This is a genomic window from Afifella sp. YEN Y35, assembly GCF_047553465.1.
Lineage (GTDB): Bacteria > Pseudomonadota > Alphaproteobacteria > Rhizobiales > Afifellaceae > Afifella > Afifella aestuarii.
In genome coordinates this window covers 2,685,132-2,703,607 of record NZ_CP180203.1, presented here as the reverse complement: position 1 = coordinate 2,703,607, position 18,476 = coordinate 2,685,132, and the positions used below count along the sequence as shown (strand labels likewise).

Here is an 18,476-nt window from a genome sequence, read left to right as displayed (position 1 = left end):
CAAGAGATGAACGCAAGGGGGGCGCGGTTCGATCCTGGCGACTTTGCCGCGGTCTTGTTGGCTGCAGAAATCTCCTCGCCCTGCCGAAGCGCCTGCAATGTCTCGGCAAATTGCGGTTGCTGGGTTTTGGCCGCGAGGTTTGGAGGCGGGCGGGTTTGCTTTCCCTGTGTGCCTCATGATGGAATAGGCGAACAGAAATAGAGGAGAATGCCGATGCGAGGTCTCTGGCGAACCGCCCTGTTCGGGCTTTGCGCGCTTGCTCTGGCCGCCGGTTTCGTGCCGAGCGCCGAGGCGCAGACGCCCCCGAATGTTCTCATCGTCGGGCAGATCGCCGAGCCGAAATCGCTCGATCCGCACGCCGTTACCGCGTCGAACGATTTCCGCATTCTCGTCAATCTCTATGACGGGCTGGTGCGCACCAAGGACGGCACGCTGGAGCCCGAACCGGCGCTGGCGAAATCCTGGGAGGTGAGCGAGGACGGGCTCACCTACACCTTCCATCTGCGCGAAGGCGTGAGCTTTCACGACGGCACGCCGTTCAATGCCGAGGCGGTGAAGTTCAATTTCGAGAGGATGCTCGACGAGGACCATCCCTATCACGACACGGGACCCTTCCCGCTCGCCTTCTTCTTCTCCTCCGTCGACGAGATCTCCACGCCCGACGACATGACGGTGGTCTTCAAGCTGAAGGAGCCTTATGCGCCCTTCCTCTCCAATCTCGCCTATCCGACGGGGCTCATCGTCTCGCCCGAGGCGGTGAAGGAATACGGCAAGGATGTCGGCCGCCATCCGGTCGGCACGGGGCCCTTCAAGTTCGAGACCTGGGATTCCAACACCCGCGTCGTGCTCTCCCACAACGACGATTACTGGGACGGCGCGCCCTCGCTCGAGGCCGTCGTCTTCCGCCCGATCACGGATGCCAATACGCGCATCGCCGAGATGCTGTCGGGCGGCATCGACGTGATGGTGGAAGTGCCGCCGGACAATCTCAAGACGTTTGCCGACGATCCGACCTTCAAGGTCTATGAGCAGGCGGGGCCGCATCTCTGGTACGTCATCTTGAACACCAAAGAGGGGCCGTTTGCCGATAAGCGCGTCCGCCAGGCGGTGAATTACGCCATCAACAAGCGTTCGCTCGTCGATAATGTGCTGCAGGGGACCGCCGAGGTCGCCGCCGGCCCGGTGCCGCCGGCTTTCGCCTGGGCGCACAATGACGACGTGAAGCCCTATCCCTACGATCCGGAAAAGGCGAAGGCGCTCCTGAAGGAGGCCGGCGTGGAGAAGGCTGAGCTCACCTTCTACGTGACGGAAGGCGGCTCCGGCATGCTCGATCCCGTGCCGATGGGCACCGCCATTCAGGCCGATCTCGCGAAAGTGGGGCTCGATGCGAAGATCGAAAGCTATGAGTGGAACACGTTCCTGGCGCAGGTGAATCCGGGATTGGAAGGCAAGGCCGACATGGCCGAGATGGCCTGGATGACCAACGATCCCGATACGCTGCCTTATCTCACCTTGCGCTCCGACGCGCTGCCGGACGAGGGCGGCTTCAACTCCGGCTATTATTCCAACGAGAAGGTCGACGAGCTTCTGGAGAAGGCGCGCCGTGCCACCGATCAGGACGAACGTGCCGAGCTCTACAAGGAGGCGCAGGTGATCATCCACGACGACGCGCCGTGGATCTTCATCGCCAATTGGAAACAGAACGCCGTGACGACGGAAAGGGTCGGAGGCTTTTCGCTGCAGCCCTCCTTCCTGTTGCATCTGAAGGACGTGACGAAGCAGTGAGGCGCGTGGGAGCTCGCGGCTCGGCGTCGACATCGCCGGATCGGCCGACGGCCGGCCGGACGGGGTCGTGTGTTGCGTCGGGCGTGCTTCTTACGCCGTTCCTCTCCCCGTCGGGGAGAGGTGCCCGCGCAGCGGGCGGTGAGGGGGCGGGCTCGGAGCGTCCCAACCTCTCTCAATCTCGTCGAAACGCCGCGCCCTCACCCGCCAGCCCTCGCTCTGCTCGGTCTGCCGACCTCTCCCTGCAAGGGAGAGGAAGGACGCCGTGCCATCGGGCCGCGCCGATGCATCATGTCCTCACCGTATCCGGTAGCCGCCCGGAGCAGCCCTTCGCTCAAAGGCGAGAAGAGCGCTCGGGCAATGGGGGAGGGGGGCGATGACTGCCTATATCGGCCGGCGGCTTCTGGCCGCTATTCCCGTCCTCTTCGGCCTGTCGATCATCGTCTTTCTGATCATCGCGGCGATCCCGGGCGATCCGGCGACGGCGATCCTCGGCTCCTATGCGACGCCTGAAAATGTCGAGCGATTGAACCGTCAGCTCGGCCTCGATCGTTCGCTGCCGGAACAATATCTCGTCTGGATCGGCAATGTGCTGCAGGGCGATTTCGGGCGCTCCTATTCGCTCAACCGGCCGGTCATCGACGAGGTGCTGGAGCGCTTTCGCGCCACGCTGATCCTCGCCGGCACCTCGCTCGTTCTGTGCTCGATCTTCGGGCTTCTCGCCGGCATCGTTTCGGCCGTGCGCCAGTTCGGCTGGGCCGATCGCATCATCACCTTTCTGGTGCTGATCGGCATTTCCATTCCCTCCTTCTGGCTCGGGCTTCTTCTCATTCTCGTCTTCGCCGTCGATCTCCGCTGGCTGCCGGCAAGCGGCATGGAGGCGATCTATGGCGGCGGCGGGCCGCTCGATCTCGCCAAGCATTTGATCCTGCCGGCGACGACGCTCGCGGTCGTGGCGACGGGCGTCATCGCGCGCATGACGCGCGCCTCGATGCTGGAGGTTCTGCGCCAGGATTATATCCGCACCGCCCGCGCCAAGGGCCTGTCGGAGCGGCGGGTGATCTATCGTCACGCCTTCAAGGCGGCGCTCGTCTCCGTCATTCCGGTGATCGGCATTCAGGCGGGCTTCGTGCTCGGCGGCGCCGTCTACATCGAGACGGTGTTCCAGTGGCCGGGGATCGGCGACATGCTGGTGAAGGCGATTTCGACCCGCGACGTCCTCCTCGTCCAGGGCGGGGTGTTCGTCGTGGCGGCGAGCTACGTGCTCTTCAATCTCGCCGCCGACGTCGTGCAGGCGATGCTCGATCCGAGGCTGAAGCCATGAGCGTGGCGGAAGAGACCGGCGAAGAGGCCGAGCCCGCGGCAGCCGCACGCTCGTCCAGGCCCGCCTCCTGGCGGCTCCTCGCCAACAACCGGCTCGCGGCTCTGGGCCTCGTGCTTCTCAGCCTCGTCGTTCTGGTGGCGCTGGCGGCTCCGCTTCTGCCGCTTGCCCCGCCCGATGCGACGGCGCCGGCGGAGCGGCTGCAGCGGCCGCTCTCAGAAGGCCATCTTCTCGGCACCGACCATCTCGGCCGCGATATTCTTTCGCGCCTCGTCTGGGGGACGCGGATCTCGCTGGCCGTCGGCATCTCCGCCTCGCTGATCGCCGCCTTCTTCGGGTCTCTCATCGGGCTCGTCGCCGGCTATGCGGGCGGGCGCACCGACCATCTGATGATGCGTGGCATCGATATGCTGATGGCGTTTCCGTACATTCTCCTGGCGCTCGCGATCGTCGCGGTCCTGGGGCCGGGGCTGTTGAACGCGCTTTATGCGATCGCCGTCGTCAACATCCCCTTCTTCGCCCGCAACATTCGCGGCATCACGCTGGGGCTCGCGCGCCGCGATTTCGTCGAGGCGGCGAAGCTTTCCGGCAAGGGACCGATCCGGCTCGTCGCGACGGAGATCTTTCCGAACGTGCTGCCGACGATCGTCATCGCGCTCTCGACGACGGTCGGCTGGATGATCCTGGAGACCGCGGGGCTCTCCTTTCTGGGGCTCGGGGCGCAGCCGCCGCAGGCCGATCTCGGCTCCATGCTGGGCGAGGGAAGGAAGCTCCTCTTCACCGCGCCTTACGTGTCGATCATTCCGGGCGTGATGATCTTCATCATTGTGATGAGCATCAATCTTCTGGGCGACGGCATTCGCGACGTGCTCGATCCGCGCCTGCGCTCCGGCGCGCTCGCCCACCCTTCGGCGCGCACGCAGGTGAAGCGGCGAAACGTGCCGGAGATGCCGGCGGAGCAGGACGGTGCGCTCGATGTCGTCGGGCTTCAGACCGAGTTTTCGATCGGGCGCGACGTCTTTCGTGCCGTCGGCGGGGTCGATCTGAGGCTCGGCAAGGAGGAATGCCTGGGGCTCGTCGGCGAATCCGGCTCCGGCAAATCGGTGACGGCGCTGTCGATCGCAAGCCTCGTTCCCTCGCCGCCGGGCGCCATCGTCGGCGGACGGGTGATGCGCGAGGGACGCGACGTGCTCGAAATGCGCAACGGCGAGCTCCGGCGCCTGCGCGGCGGCGAGATCTCGATGATCTTTCAGGACCCGCTGTCGAGCCTGCATCCGCTTTTCACCGTCGGCGACCAGATCGCCGAGGCGGTGCGCGCGCACCAGCCAGTGAGCCGTGCCGAGGCCTGGGCGAAGGCGGTCGATCTTCTCGGCGCCGTGCAGATCCCGAACCCGAAAGAGCGGGCGAAGAGCTATCCGCACGAGCTGTCGGGCGGCATGCGCCAGCGTGTGGCGATCGCGATCGCCCTCGTCAACGAGCCGGAGGTCTTGATTGCCGACGAGCCGACGACGGCGCTCGATGTCACCGTGCAGGCGCAGGTTCTGAAGCTGCTCGATGATCTCCGCCACGAGAAGCACACCGCCGTGCTCTTCATCACCCATGATTTCGGTGTCGTGTCGGAGATCTGCGAGAGGGTGGCGGTGATGTATGCCGGGCGCATCGTGGAGATGGGGCGGACCGAGGACGTGCTCGACGCGCCGGCGCATCCCTATACGCGCAAACTCATCGATTGCGTGCCGCTTCTCGACGATCCCGACCGGCGGCTCGACGCGATCGAGGGCCTGCCGCCGCCGCTCAACCGGCTGCCGGAGGGCTGCGCCTTCGCACCGCGCTGCCCGCGGGCGCAACCCGACTGCCGGGCCGGCGACATCCCGCTCGGCGAGGTGGCGCCGGGGCGCATGGCGCGCTGTCTTTATCCGCTCGTCGACGATGCGGACGCCTCTGCAGACGCCCCTACGGACGCCCCTTCGGAGGCGGGGCAATGAGCGCGCTTTTGGAAATGACGGGCGTCAAGCGCTTCTTCGGGGGCGGCCGCACCCTGTTCGGCGCCGCACGCCCGCGCGTGCATGCGGTTCAGGGCGTCGATCTCACCGTGAAGGAGGGCGAAACGCTCGGCATCGTCGGCGAATCCGGCTGCGGGAAGTCGACGCTCGCGCGCATGCTCGTCGGCCTCGACCGGCCGTCGGAAGGCGAGATCACGCTCAAAGGCACGCCGCTCACCGGCTCTTTGGAGACGGCCCGCAAGATCCAGTATCTCTTCCAGGATCCGGTGGCCGCCCTCAATCCGCGCAAGACCATCCGCGCCATTCTGGAGGCGCCGATGATCCATCTTCTCGGCATGAAGAAGGAGACGCGCAAGGCGCGGATGGACGAGCTGATGGAGGCGGTCAAACTCGCCTCCGATTTCCTCGACCGCTATCCGCACGAATTCTCCGGCGGCCAGGCCCAGAGGATCGGCATCGCCCGCGCGCTCGCGGCGGAAGCGGAGATCATCGTTCTCGACGAGCCGGTCTCGGCGCTTGATGTCTCGGTGCAGGCGCAGGTGCTCAATCTTCTGGAGGATCTGAAGGGGCGGCTCGGCCTCACCTATGTCTTCATCAGCCACGACCTCTCCGTCGTCGGCAATGTCTCGGACCGGGTGGCGGTCATGTATTTCGGCCGCATCGTGGAGATCGCCGAAACCCGCGAACTCTTTCGGCGCCCACGCCACCCCTATACGAAGCTCCTCTTCGATGCCGCCCCGGTGCCGGGGCAAAGGCGCATCCGCCGCGAGGTGGAGCTGGCCGAACTGCCCGACCCTTTGAACCCGCCGCCGGGCTGTGCCTTCGCGCCTCGCTGCCCCCATGCGCAGGCGAAATGCCGGGAAGAGCGGCCGACGCTCGAGGCCGACCGGCCGTCGGAGACGCAGGCGGCAGCCTGCTTCTTTCCGATCTCCGAGACACCCGCCGAGGCGGCGCGCGAAACCGCCTGAGCGGGCGGTCTTCCGACCCAGTTTTTAACGCTTCTGCAAATGCGTGGCGAAAGCGCGCATCAGCCCTCCGTCGCATTGGAGGGCCTCTCAGATCATAATATGAGAATAAGAGTCAGGATGAGGTCGGGCGGCCGAGCTGGCCTGCGCATGCGCATCGTCAGCCTGCCGCCATCGTTGCAAAGCCCTTTCGGAAAGGACGCAATCGTGAAGGTTCGCCACGAGATGACAGTCGGAGCCGTTATCGCCGCCGCGATCGGTTTCAGTTTCACGCCGGCTCTGGCGCATACGCCGCTTTTCTCCTGCTACGACAATGGTGACGGGACCGTCCTCTGCGAGGGTGGTTTCTCCGACGGTGCCTCGGCCGCCAACGTGCCGGTCAAGGTCCAGAATGGCGACGGCGAGACCGTCAGCGAGGGCAAGATGGACGAGAACTCGGAGTTCGAGTTCGACAAGCCGGACGGCGCCTATTCCGTTCTCTTCGACGGCGGCGAGGGCCACCAGATCGAAGTCCCGGGCGACGAGATCGTCGAATAGCGAAGCAATGCGGAGAACGACGATGAAGGCGACCTTATTCGCTCTTGCCGCCTCTGCGGTTTTTTTGGCGAGCCCGGCGCTGGCGCATTTCCAGCTCGTCTACACGCCCGAGGTGAACCTGGAAAAGCCCGGAGATCTGCCGCTCAAGATGATCTTCTGGCATCCGATGGAAAACGGCCATGCCATGGATATGGGCGACCCGGAGGAGTTTTTCGTGGTCTTCAAGGGCGAGAGGCAGGACCTCGCCCCGACGCTGGAGCCGATCACCTTCCACGGTGCCGGCAACGAGGCGAAGGCCTTCGAGGCGACCGTGCCGGTGAAGCGCAACGGCGATTACATCTTCGCCCTGGTGCCGGCGCCCTATTACGAGCAGAGCGAAGACATCTACATCCAGCAGCTGACGAAATCCTTCGTCAACAAGGGCGGCATTCCGACCGGCTGGAACGAGCCGATCGGCCTGGCGACCGAGATCGTGCCCCTGAACAAGCCGACCAATATCGTCGCCGGGTCGACCTTCTCCGGCGTGCTTCTTTCCGAGGGAAAGCCGGTGCCGGGTGCGGAGATCGAGATCGAGTACATGGCGGCGGAGCCTGATATCGATGCCGACAGGCCGGGCGAGCCGACCGCTTCGCCGATGCCGGGCGGCGCCCTCGTCGCGGTGACCGATGCGGACGGCGAATTCACCTTCGGCGTTCCGAAGGCCGGCTTCTGGGGCTTCGCGGCGCTCGGTTCCGGCCCCGTCACCGAGCATGAGGGCAAGGAATTGAGCCAGGACGCGGTCATCTGGGTGCGCGCCTACGACCTCAACTGAAAATGAGGTCCTCCCCGCCGCTTTGCCGGCGGGGAGGACTGTTCTGAGGGAAAACGGGTCGAGGATCGATATGAAAGGCCAGTTCTTCGGGATGCGCCGACTGCGCCGACGCCAGCGCCGACATGGCTCCGGATTGGGCCACGGATTGGGCCAGGGGGCAGGCCGGGGCGGGATGCCCCGAGACGAGGCGCCATGCGGCCGGGACGGCTTTTGCTCGCTCAACGATCTCGTGCCCGGAACCCATTGCCGGGTCGCCCGGCTGAAAGGCTGTGGCGCCATCCGCCAGCGGCTTCTCGACCTCGGCCTCGTCAACGGCGCCGAGGTGACGGTGATCAGGGCCGCGCCCTTGAACGATCCGATCGCGATCCGCGTCGGCAATGCGGTCTTGACGGTGCGTCGCGCCGAAGCGGCGACGATCGAGGTGGAACGTGACTGAGAAATCGCCCGCCGCTGAGGGGGCCACGGGGCGGCGCCTGCGCGTGGCGCTCGCCGGACAGCAGAATGCCGGCAAATCGACGCTCTTCAATGCGCTGACCGGCGTGGCCCAGCACATCGCCAATTATCCGGGCGTCACCGTCGACAAGAAGAGCGGCTTTTATCTCGACCACGGCCGGCGGGTGGAGGTGGTGGACCTTCCCGGCACCTACAGCCTGACGTCGTTTTCTCTGGAAGAGCGCGTCGTGCGCCGCTTTCTCTACGAGGAGCGGCCCGACGTCGTGGTCAACGTGCTCGATGCCTCCAATCTGCGCCGCGGGCTTTATCTGACGGCGCAGCTCATCGAGCTCGGCCATCCGCTCATCGTCGTCGTCAACATGATGGATGTCGCCGAGCGGCGCGGCCTCAAGATCGATTTGAATGCGCTGGCGCGGAAGCTGAAGGTGCCGGTCGTGGCCTCGATCGGGCGCAAGGGCGTCGGCCGCGAGGAGCTGCGCGCCGCGATCCGCCGCATCGCCGACGAGCCGGATACCTCTCCCGCGATTTCCGATGCGCGGCTCGATTATGGCGCGCTCGAAGAGACGATCGGCTGGGTGGAGGAGCGGCTTGCCGATTCCTCCGGTCTCGATGCCGGCGCCGCCGTGCGGGGGCTCGCCGTCAAGCTCGTCGAAGGCGATGCCGAGGCGGTCCGGCTCGTGCGCGAAGATCCGCGTCAGGCCGTGTTCCTGGAGGACGTCGCCGAGGCGCGCAAGAGTTTCGAGACGGCGCATGATCTCTCGACCGGCGACCATGTCGCGGCCATCCGCGACCGCTTTGCGGGCGAGATCGTCACCGCCTCTGTGAGGGAGAGCCGCAAGGGTGCGGTCTCCGCCTCGGAGCGTGTCGATCGGCTGCTTCTGCACCGGATTCTGGCACCGATCTTCCTCGTTCTGGTCGTCTGGGGGATCTACGAGATCTCCATCGTCCAGGGCTACGAGCTCACCAAGGTGACCTGGCCGTTTCTCGCCTCCCTGCGCAATTTCGCGGCGCAATGGCTGCCGGAGGCGGGTTTCCTCTACGATCCGCAGATCCGCTCGCTCGGTCTGTGGATGGTCGATTCCGCGAACACGCTTTTGAACTATGTGCCGATCTTCCTGATCCTCTTCGCGCTGATCGCGATTTTGGAGGATTCGGGCTACATGGCGCGGATCGCCTTCATTCTCGACCGGATCCTGCACCGCTTCGGCCTGCACGGGCAATCGACGCTGCCCTTCATTTTGGCGGGCGTCTTTGCCGGCGGCTGCGCCGTGCCGGGCGTGATGGCGACGAAGGGCATCCCGGACGAGCGGGCGCGGCTTGCGACGATCCTCACCGTGCCGTTCATGAACTGTCTGGCGAAGATCCCGCTCTATACGCTTCTCATCAACATCTACTTCGTCGAGGCGAAGGGGCTCGTCCTCTTCTATCTGTCGACGATCACCATCTTTGCCGCCCTGCTCGTCGCCAAGCTCCTCTCCGTCTCCGTGCTGCGCCACAAGGAGACGGCACCCTTCGTGATGGAGCTGCCGCATTACCATCTGCCGACTTTAACGGGGGTGGTGCGCCGCTCGATCGACCGCACCTGGCTCTACATCAAGAAGGTCGGCACGGTGGTCGTCGCGGTTTCCGTCGTCGTCTATGTGCTGTTGCAGTTTCCGGGCCTCAGTGCCGACCAGGAAGCCGTCTATGAGGGGCGGGCCGAGGCCGCGATCGCCGAATTCTACGACGAGATGGCGGGCAATCCCTATCTTGCCGCCGTGCCCGATCAGGCGGCGCTCACCGGCCTCGTCAACGTCTACACCGATTACCGGACCGAGAAGCTGATGGCGCAGGGGGCGGAGGCCTCGAGGGCCGTCGATGCGCGCTACGAAACCCGTTATCCCGACTTCTATCCGTTCCTGAAACGCTCCTCCGACAAAGAGGCGCGCGCGGCGGAGCGCGCGTTGAAGACGCTTGCGACGACGCGCAAGACGCTGAGGCGCGAGATGAAGGAAGAGCGGATCGTCAATTCGCTCCTCGGCCAGGTCGGGCGCAGTCTCGAACCGGTGACGCAGTTCGCGGGCTTCGACTGGAAGATCAACGTGGCGCTGCTCTCGTCTTTCGCGGCGCGCGAGAGCTCGGTCGCGACGCTCGGCGTTCTTTTCCAGCCGTCGGATGGCGAGAACGACACGCTCGAAGAGCGCATGGGAACGGAGCAGCGCGCCGCCGGCTATTCGGCGCTCGGAGCCGTCGCGCTCATGCTCTTCTTCGCGCTCTATCCGCCCTGCCTCGCCACGACGATCATGGTGCGCGTGCAGACGCAATCCTATCGCTGGATGATCTTTTCGATCGTCTTTCCGACTTTTCTCGGCCTGAGCGTCGCGAGCGCCGTCTTCACGCTCGGCGGCATGTTTGCGCTGTCGGGGCTTGAGACGCTGACGATCACTTACTTCACGGCGTTCGCGGCGGTGATCCTCGTCGGGCTCTTCAAGCGCCCCTTCGGCCGGGTCCTGCCGCCACCGGGCTATTCGCCGCGAGGCGCCGTGTCATGAGGGGAGAGAGCCGATGAACGCCGAAACGCAGCCGGCGATCGATCTGAGCCGCGAGGCGGCGACGGGGGGCTTCGAATGGCTCGCCGTTGCAGCGATCGTGCTTCTGGCCGTCGTCTTTCTGAAGAAAAAGCTCTTCCGGCGGCGGCCGTCCTGTGTCGATTGCGTCGGCCGCGGCAGCTGCAAGGAGGCCTGTTTCGCCCCGCTTGCCGTGCCGGAGGCGGAGGCCAGTCGCGACGGCGGACATCATTCCGCGCATTCGCGCCCGGACCTCACACCGAACGGGTGATGCCGCCGTCGATGCGGATGTTCTGGCCGGTGATGTAGCCGGCCCCGTCGGAGGCGAGGAAGGCGATCGTCGCGGCGACTTCCTCCGCATGGCCGTAACGCCCCATCGGGATGCGCGCCCGCCGGTCTTCCTTTTCCGGCAGGCTGTCGATGAAGCCCGGCAGGACGTTGTTCATGCGCAGATTGTCGGCCGCATATTTGTCGGAGAAGAGCTTGGTGAAGGCGGCGAGCCCCGCCCGGAAGACGCCGGAGGTCGGAAACAGAGGATCCGGCTCGAAGACGGCGTAGGTCGAGATGTTGATGATCGTGCCGCCGCCAGATTTCAGCATGTGCGGCGTGACGAGGCGCGTCGGGCGGATGACGTTCATCAGATAGACGTCGAGGCCGGCGTGCCAGTCGTCGTCGGAGATGTCGAGGATCGGCCCCTTCGGCCCGTGCCCGGCGCTGTTGACGAGGACGTCGATGCGGCCGAAGCGCTCGATCGTGCCGGCGACGAGGCGCTCGAGATCTTTGGGCGACTGGTTGGAGCCCGTGACGCCGAAGCCGCCAAGCTCTTCTGCGAGCTTTTCGCCCTTGCCGGAGGAGGAGAGGATCGCGACGGAAAAACCGTCTTCAGCGAGCTTGCGTGCCGCCGCGGCGCCCATGCCGCTGCCGCCGGCGGTGATGATCGCGACTTTTCGCTCTGCCATGTCGGCCTCCTCGAGATTTGTCCCGCCGCTTATGGCATTGCGGCGTTGGCGACGAAACGGTGTTCGGCAGGCGGGCGCGCCGCGAGCCGATCCGGAGCTTCAGGCGCTTCGGCGGGCTTTCTCGATCGAGGCGAAGAGGTCGAGCGCCTCCTGGGCTCCGAGCGCCTCGGAATAGAAGAAGCCCTGCGCCTGGTTGCAGCCCTGCTCGGCGAGAAGAAGGCGCTGCTCTTCGGTTTCCACGCCCTCCGCCGTGACTTCGAGGCCGAGGCCTGCGCCGAGGCCGACGAGCGCTTTGACGATCGCGGCACTTTCCGGATCCGTCGCCATCGAATGGATGAAGCTGCGGTCGATCTTGATGCTGTCGAGCTTGAAATTGCGCAGGTGATAGAGGCTCGAATAGCCGGTGCCGAAATCGTCGAGCGCGATGCGCACCCCGGCCTGGCGGAGCGTTCCGAGCGTCGCCTGCGCCGCGGCGAGGTCGCGCACGAGCGCGCTCTCGGTGATCTCCAGTTCGAGCCTTTCGGCCGGAAAGCCGGTGCGGCCGAGAAGCGCGATGACCTTGATGCCGAAATTCGGATCGCGCAGGAGAAGCGGCGAGACGTTGAAGGAGAGCATGGTCTTGTCAGGCCAGGTGGCGGCGTCGCGGCAGGCCTTGCTGAGAAGGAGGTCGGTCAAGGCGGCGATGAGGCCGCTGTCTTCGGCGACGGGGATGAAACGATCCGGCCCGATCTTGCCGAGCTCGGGGTCGTCCCAACGCGCCAGGGCCTCGAAGCCTTTGACGGTGCCCGTCTTCATATCGACGAGCGGCTGATAGCTCGGCGTGATCTCCTGCTTTTGGATGGCCACGCGCAACGCCGCCTCGATGCGGCTGCGCTCGCGCACATGCTGATCCATTTCCTCTTCGAAGAAGCGCATGGCCGAATGACCCTGGCCCTTCGCGCGGTAGAGCGCGATGTCGGCCTTGCGCAAGAGTTCGGCCGGCACGCCGCCGTCCTGAGGCGTGAGGGAAATGCCGATCGCCGTGCCGACCGCGTGTTCCCCGCCGCCCGCGCGGATCGGCGGGGTGAGCGCGTCGATGATGCGCAGGGCGAGCCCGGTCGCCGCTTCGGCGCCCGAAATATGCGTGGCGAGCACGGCGAATTCGTCGCCGCCGAGACGCGCCACGAGATCGTTGCCGCGCACCGCGCGGCGCAGCCGGGCCGCCACCTGCATCAGGACTTCGTCGCCGGCCGCATGCCCGAAGACGTCGTTGACGCGCTTGAAGCTGTTGAGATCGAGCATCATCACGGCATGGCTCGCATCGCTTCCGGGCGGCGAGGCCGCGGCCTCTTTCAGCGCGGCGTCGAACTGGCGCCGGTTGGGCAGGCCGGTCAGCGCGTCATGAAAGGCGAGGCGCTGGATTTCCCGCGCCGTGCGGGCCTTTCGGGCGGCTTCCTGGCGCTCGCGGATCATGCGGCGGACGGCCCAGACGAGCCCGAGCAGGAAAACGACCGAGACGGCGATCAATTCGTCGCGCTCGATGCTCATCTCCGCCGGCGTGTTGCCCGCCGCGTTCGCAAAGATGTCGATGACGATGCCGACATAGAGCATCGCAAGCGTGGCGATCAGGACGATCGGAAAATCGATGAAGCGGAATTTATGGCGGAGCACGAAGGCGATGGTCCTCTTCACGGATGGTCCGGACATGAAAGGTTTCAACCCGCAATGTTCTTTTTCGCTCCATACGGACAATCGATGAACGGGGTCTAAAAGGCGCGCGCACCACGTGCCTTCAACGGAGCTGAACGGGAATTCTAGCCGGGAATCGCTTGTGGGGGCCTTGTCGCCCTGTGCCAGCTCGGCTAGCGCGCCGCGGATTGCGGCAGCACGAAGGGGCCGGGCGGAACGACGCCGACGCCGAGCCGGCATTCGAAGACATCTTCCAGAAGGTCGTCGGTCATGACCTCGGCCGGTGAGCCGATGGCGCGCGCCCGCCCGTCATGCATCATCACCACCTTGTCGGCGAACATGGCCGTGAGGTTGAGGTCGTGGAGAACGGCGAGGACGCCGCCGCCCGCGGCTGCGAACTGGGCGGCAAGGCGCATGATCACGAGCTGGTGGCGGATATCGAGGGAGGAGACGGGTTCGTCGAGGAAGAGCCAGCGCGGTTCGCCGTCGGCGATCGGCGCCCAAACCTGGCAGAGGACGCGGGCGAGCTGCACGCGCTGCTGCTCGCCGCCCGAGAGCTCCTGATAGAAACGCCCGGCAAAGCCTGCAAGATCGACGCGCCGCAAGGCTTCCTCCGGCAGCCGCCTGACCTCTTCGGGCGGCAGTCTGGCCGAGGCGCCGTTGAGACCGAGGCCGACGACCTCGCGCACCGTGAACGGGAAGGAAAGGGCCGTCGCCTGGGGCAGCACGCCGCGCAGGGCGGCGAGCTCGAAGGGTTTCAGGGCACGGCTGTCGCGGCCGTTGATGCGGATCGTTCCCGTCGAGGCGAGCTCGCCGGAGATGGCGCGCAAGAGCGTCGTCTTGCCCGAGCCGTTCGGCCCGACGATGACGGTCATGGCGCCGGCCGAGGCGGTGAAGCCGACATCGCTCAGGATCTGGCGCCGGCCGAGGCTGACGCAAAGCTCCTCCACTTCGATCATCTTGGCCCTCACAGATCGAGCACGCCGCGCCGGCGCAGCAGGATCCACAGGAAGAAGGGTGCGCCGACCGCGGCGGTGACGATGCCGATCGGAAATTCGGCCGGGGCCACGATGGTGCGGCTGATCGCGTCGGCGAGAAGCAGCATGACGGCGCCGAGAAGCGCCGAGGCCGGCAGCAGGTAGCGGTTGTCCGGCCCGATCAGAAGCCGCAGGAGATGCGGCACGACGATGCCGACGAAGCCGATGCCGCCGGAGACGGCGACGGAGGCGCCGGTCGCGGCCGAGACCGTGACGATGGCGATGAGTTTCATGCGCTGCACGGGAATGCCGAGATGATGGGCCGCCGCCTCGCCGAGCGCCATGGCGTTGAGCGAGCGGGCGAGAAACGGTGCGGCAAGAAGGGCCGCGACGATGATCGGGCCAGCGGCGGCGATCTTGACCCAGCTGGCGCCGGCAAGCGAGCCGAGCCCCCAGAAGGTGAGGTCGCGCAGCTGCGCGTCGTTGGCGAGAAAGACGAGGATGCCGGAGACGGCGCCGGCGAGCGCCCCGAGCGCGATACCGGCCAGGAGCATGGTGGCGATCGACGTCTGCCCGCGGCGGGTCGCCACCTGATAGAGGATCCAGGTGGTGAGGAGCCCGCCGAAGAAGGCCGCAAACGGCAGCGCGTAGATACCGAGAGGCGCAATCACCGGAGCGAGCACGCCCGAGCCGAGAACGATGATGACGATCGCTCCGAGACCGGCCCCGGCGGAGACGCCGACAAGGCCCGGATCGGCAAGAGGATTGCGGAAAAGCCCCTGCATGACGGCGCCGGAGACGGCGAGCGACGCGCCGACGAGGCTGCCGAGAACGGCGCGGGGCAGGCGGATATCGCCGATGATGAGCCGGTCGCGCGCCGACACCTCGCCGCCGCCGAAGACGAGATCGCGCAGAAGCGGCAGGGGAGAGACGTCGGAGGCGCCGGCCGTCAGGCTGAAGAGGAAAGTGGCGCCGAGAAGAAACGCCAGAAGAACGATCGTCGCCCTCGCCACGAAGGAGCGATCCCCGACGGGCAGCGACCGGCGCTTCGCCGCCGCCGGCAGAAGGATGTCGAGCGTCATGGGAGGCGCCCTCAGTTGGAGGCCGGCGCGCCGTAGAGCGCCCGGTGGAGCTCGCGGGCGGCGGATGCCGCGCGCGGACCGAAGCCGAGAAGATAGAGCCCGTCCATGCGGATGAGGTTTTTCGCCTCGCCCGCCGGTGTCGCGGCGAGGGCCGGATTGGCGAAGACCTGATCGGCGCCGATGCCGTGGCTTGCGCCTTGCGCCATCATCAAGATCGCATCGGGCGCCGCATCGAGGACGGCTTCCTCGGAGAGCGCTTTGTAGCCTTGGTAGCCGGAGATGGCGTTTTCGCCGCCGGAAAGCCGGATCATCGCGTCGGCGGCCGTGCCGGTGCCGGCCGCGAGGAGTTTTCCGCCCTGCATGGAGAGGAGGAAAAGGACGCGCTTGGGCGAGGAAACGGCGGCGGTCTCCTTTTCAAGCGCGTCGAACTCGCCGCCGACCTCATCGGAAAGCGCCTGAGCCTCTTCTTCGGCGCCGAGCGCTTTCCCCACCTCACGGATCTTGGCGAGCACGCTGTCGCGGTCATAGCCCTCGTCGATGGTGACGAAGGGCACGCCGGATTCCTTCAAGACGTGTACGGCGTCGGGCGGGCCGCTGCCTTCGATGGCGAGGATGCCGCCCGGATTGACGGAGAGAACGCCTTCCGGGGCGAGCTGGCGCATATAGCCGACATCGGGGAGGGCTTTCGCTGCCTCCGGATAGGTGCTGGTCGTGTCGCGGGCGACGAGCCTGTCCTCCTCGCCGAGCGCATAGACGATCTCGGTGATCGATCCGCCGATGGCGACGAGCGAGGCTTTTGGCGCAAAGGCTGCCTGCGTCTGTGCGCTCGCCGTATCCTCTGCCGCGGCCGGGGCGGCAAAGAGGGCGAAGCCGAGAAGCGCCATGGCAAGCGCGCGAGCTTTGACGCGTCCCGCCTTCAGTCCGCGCGCGTCCCGACCTGGCGATCCGCATCTTGGCGATCCGCGTCTTGGCGATCCGCACCTTGCCGATCCGGTCCCTGTCCTGTCCGTCATGGCCGTCCTCAATCCGTTCGATGTCGTCGGTTCGATGTTGGGGGCATCCTAACTTCCTTGCCAAAGAATGTTGACAAAAAAAATCAGACTTTCTACGCAGCTCATATATGACGTGAAAAGTCAGGTTTTAACGCGGGCGTCACCGACCGCAAGAGGAGTAGGGCATGGGCTGGGGCAGGCGTGAGGACGAGGGCGGAAGGCGCGGCTGGGGTTATCGGCCGAAATGGCATGGCGCATTGTTGGCCAGTGCCGCGTCGCTGGCGCTGTCCGCTCCGGGCTTTGCGCAGGAGGCGGCGGTCGCAGAGCGTGACGCGTCCGAGGCTGCGCAGGAGGCCCAGCCGAAGGTGACGACGCTCGACGAGATCACCGTCATCAGCCGCACCCGCGAAAGCGCCATCGAGACTATGGCATCGGTGAGCCGGCTCGGCCAGGAAGAGCTCGATCGCAAGATGGCGACGACGCCGCTCGAAATGCTGCAGGGCGTGCCGGGTGTTGCCGTCCAGGCCGATTCGAGCCGCCTGAGCTCCTCCGTCAACATTCGCGGCCTGCAGGATTTCGGCCGCGTCGCCGTCATCGTCGATGGGGCGCGCCAGGATTTCCAGCGCTCAGGACACGGCACGCAGAGCACCTTTTGGATCGACCCGATGCTGGTGAAGCAGGTCGATGTCATCCGCGGTCCCGTCGCCAACACCTATGGCTCCGGCGCGATCGGCGGCGTCGTCATGTTCGAGACCAAGGATGCGCGCGATTTTCTGAAGGAATGGGAGCGATACGCCATTTCCTTCACCGGTCAGTACGAGACCAACGGCAATGGCTGGACGATGAGCGGGACGGGGGCCGCCCGCATCAACGACAATATCGACGTTCTCGGCAATCTCGTCTGGCGCGACTATTCCGAATATGACGACGGCCATGGCGACGAGGTGTCGGGCACCGGCTTCGACGTCTTGAGCGGCATGCTGAAGACGAGCATCCGCCCGAACGATTACAGCGAGCTGCGTCTCGGCTGGATCGGCACCGACGACGGCTGGGAGGAACGATCGGGTGCCTCCGATCTCGATCTGACGCAGAACACGCTGACGGCGCGCTACGCGCTCGACGATCCGGACAATCCCTGGATCGACCTCCACATCAACGGCTCCTGGAACCAGGCGAAGCTCGACCAGGAATATCTGACGGATGTGCGCCAGTTCGACCCCGTGACGGGCGAGGTGATCAACGTTCCGGCGGGCTCCAAGACCAGCTACGATCTCGACACCTACGGGATCGATCTGTGGAACACGTCGCGCTTCGACACCGGCGCGCTGGCGCACGAGCTCACCTATGGCGGCGACTGGCTGAAAGACGAGGTGACGACATCGAGCCCGCTCGGCGGCAGCGATGTCTATACGCCCTCCGGCGATCGCAAGGTGTGGGGCGCCTATGTCCAGGACAAGCTCACCTGGCACTGGTTCGAGGTCATCGGGGCCCTGCGCTACGACAGCTATGAACTCGACGGCACGGATGTCGACAGCGACGGCGACCGGCTGTCGCCGCGCCTGACCGTCGGCGTCTCGCCCTTCGAAGGGCCGGTCCTCGGCGGGCTGCAGGTCTACGGCACCTACGCGGAAGGCTACCGCTCGCCGACGACGACGGAGACCCTGATCAGCGGTCTGCATCCTTCGGGCGTCGCCTTTCCCTTCCTGCCCAATGCCGATCTGCGCCCGGAGACCGGCAAGACCTGGGAATTCGGCGTCAATTACCGGCGCGATTCGCTCTTCGTCGCCGACGATCGGCTGCGCCTGAAGGCCGCCTATTTCAACAACGACGTCGACGATTTCATCGACGGGCAGACGCTGTCGGCCTTCGATCCGACGAGCGGCTGTCCGCTGCGGCCGGATTTGTTGGGCAGCCCGACCTATGCGCCGATCTGCTTCCAGTATCAGAACTTCGCCGAGGCGCGGCTGCACGGCTTCGAGCTCGAAGCCGCCTACGATGCCGGCTGGATTTTCGGCGGCCTGACGGCCTCCATCATCGACGGCTGGCGCAAGGCGGACGGGGTCAAGGAGGATATCGTCTCCATTCCGGCGTCGCAGCTCGGCGGGTCTCTCGGCTTTCGCCTCCTCGAACAGCGCCTCAGCTTCGGTGGCGAGGTGGAGCACAACATCGCCCCGGACGGGGCGGAATACGCCAAGGATTACACGCTCGTGAACGCTTTTGCGCGCTACGACGTGAACGAGAATTTCCGCGCCAGCCTGCGTGCGGAGAACCTTTTCGATGTGCGCTACGCCAATCCGCTCAACGCGACCACGACGTCGGTCGTCTACGAGCCCGGCTTGAGCGTGAAGCTCGGCGCCACATTGCGTTTCGGTGGCTGACT

General features: G+C 65.8%; 16 protein-coding genes. 11 read left to right on the top strand and 5 right to left on the bottom strand.

Annotation, left to right across the window (positions count from 1 at the left end):
* Positions 1–213 precede the first annotated feature (213 nt).
* The 9 genes from ACK8CP_RS12865 to ACK8CP_RS12825 all read left to right on the top strand — a co-directional run bounded on the left by ACK8CP_RS12865 (position 214) and on the right by ACK8CP_RS12825 (position 10,689).
* Positions 214–1,785, top strand: a complete 1,572-nt coding sequence (locus ACK8CP_RS12865; protein ID WP_414832070.1) for an ABC transporter substrate-binding protein — start codon at positions 214–216, stop codon at positions 1,783–1,785.
* 373 nt (positions 1,786–2,158) lie between these two features.
* Complete coding sequence (locus ACK8CP_RS12860) at positions 2,159–3,106, top strand: ABC transporter permease (protein WP_414832069.1); 948 nt, start codon at positions 2,159–2,161, stop codon at positions 3,104–3,106.
* On the top strand, positions 3,103–5,088 hold the full coding sequence (locus ACK8CP_RS12855) for a dipeptide/oligopeptide/nickel ABC transporter permease/ATP-binding protein (protein ID WP_414832068.1): 1,986 nt from the start codon (positions 3,103–3,105) through the stop codon (positions 5,086–5,088). The genes ACK8CP_RS12860 and ACK8CP_RS12855 overlap by 4 nt, the downstream gene beginning before the upstream one ends.
* Complete coding sequence (locus ACK8CP_RS12850) at positions 5,085–6,074, top strand: ABC transporter ATP-binding protein (protein ID WP_414832067.1); 990 nt, start codon at positions 5,085–5,087, stop codon at positions 6,072–6,074. Before ACK8CP_RS12855 ends, ACK8CP_RS12850 begins: the two co-directional genes overlap by 4 nt.
* Positions 6,075–6,296: 222 nt before the next feature.
* Positions 6,297–6,608 carry a hypothetical protein gene (locus ACK8CP_RS12845; protein WP_414832066.1) on the top strand — a complete coding sequence of 104 codons (312 nt, stop codon included), beginning with the start codon at positions 6,297–6,299 and terminating at the stop codon, positions 6,606–6,608.
* A gap of 22 nt (positions 6,609–6,630) precedes the next feature.
* A complete protein-coding gene (locus ACK8CP_RS12840) occupies positions 6,631–7,419 on the top strand; it encodes a DUF4198 domain-containing protein (protein WP_414832065.1) in 789 nt (262 codons plus the stop codon).
* A 172-nt stretch (positions 7,420–7,591) separates the two neighbouring features.
* Entirely contained in the window at positions 7,592–7,855 is a 264-nt protein-coding gene (locus ACK8CP_RS12835) for a FeoA family protein (protein ID WP_414832064.1), read from the top strand.
* On the top strand, positions 7,848–10,403 hold the full coding sequence (feoB, locus tag ACK8CP_RS12830; RefSeq protein WP_414832063.1) for a ferrous iron transport protein B: 2,556 nt from the start codon (positions 7,848–7,850) through the stop codon (positions 10,401–10,403). The genes ACK8CP_RS12835 and feoB overlap by 8 nt, the downstream gene beginning before the upstream one ends.
* 13 nt (positions 10,404–10,416) lie before the next feature.
* Positions 10,417–10,689 (top strand): hypothetical protein, encoded by a 273-nt coding sequence (locus ACK8CP_RS12825; RefSeq protein ID WP_234629669.1) that lies wholly within the window; start codon positions 10,417–10,419, stop codon positions 10,687–10,689.
* On the opposite strand, the gene ACK8CP_RS12820 is transcribed toward ACK8CP_RS12825, so the two are convergent.
* The 5 genes from ACK8CP_RS12820 to ACK8CP_RS12800 all read right to left on the bottom strand — a co-directional run bounded on the left by ACK8CP_RS12820 (position 10,673) and on the right by ACK8CP_RS12800 (position 15,988).
* Positions 10,673–11,377 carry an SDR family oxidoreductase gene (locus ACK8CP_RS12820; protein WP_414832062.1) on the bottom strand — a complete coding sequence of 235 codons (705 nt, stop codon included), beginning with the start codon at positions 11,375–11,377 and terminating at the stop codon, positions 10,673–10,675. The two genes, ACK8CP_RS12825 and ACK8CP_RS12820, sit on opposite strands and share 17 nt — an antisense overlap.
* A gap of 99 nt (positions 11,378–11,476) precedes the next feature.
* The gene (locus tag ACK8CP_RS12815) at positions 11,477–13,048 is read right to left on the bottom strand and encodes a putative bifunctional diguanylate cyclase/phosphodiesterase (protein WP_414832061.1); all 1,572 of its coding nucleotides are present in this window, start codon (positions 13,046–13,048) and stop codon (positions 11,477–11,479) included.
* Between the two features lie 170 nt (positions 13,049–13,218).
* Positions 13,219–14,004, bottom strand: a complete 786-nt coding sequence (locus ACK8CP_RS12810) for a heme ABC transporter ATP-binding protein (RefSeq protein ID WP_414832060.1) — start codon at positions 14,002–14,004, stop codon at positions 13,219–13,221.
* Between the two features lie 8 nt (positions 14,005–14,012).
* Positions 14,013–15,104 (bottom strand): FecCD family ABC transporter permease, encoded by a 1,092-nt coding sequence (locus tag ACK8CP_RS12805; RefSeq protein WP_234629665.1) that lies wholly within the window; start codon positions 15,102–15,104, stop codon positions 14,013–14,015.
* A gap of 11 nt (positions 15,105–15,115) precedes the next feature.
* Entirely contained in the window at positions 15,116–15,988 is an 873-nt protein-coding gene (locus tag ACK8CP_RS12800; RefSeq protein WP_414832059.1) for a heme/hemin ABC transporter substrate-binding protein, read from the bottom strand.
* Here ACK8CP_RS12800 and ACK8CP_RS12795 point away from each other — a divergent pair.
* Entirely contained in the window at positions 15,987–16,169 is a 183-nt protein-coding gene (locus ACK8CP_RS12795; RefSeq protein WP_414832058.1) for a hypothetical protein, read from the top strand. The genes ACK8CP_RS12800 and ACK8CP_RS12795 overlap by 2 nt on opposite strands.
* Positions 16,170–16,281: 112 nt before the next feature.
* Positions 16,282–18,474, top strand: coding sequence for a TonB-dependent hemoglobin/transferrin/lactoferrin family receptor (locus ACK8CP_RS12790; protein ID WP_414832057.1), 2,193 nt, complete (start codon positions 16,282–16,284; stop codon positions 18,472–18,474).
* Positions 18,475–18,476: the final 2 nt, after the last annotated feature.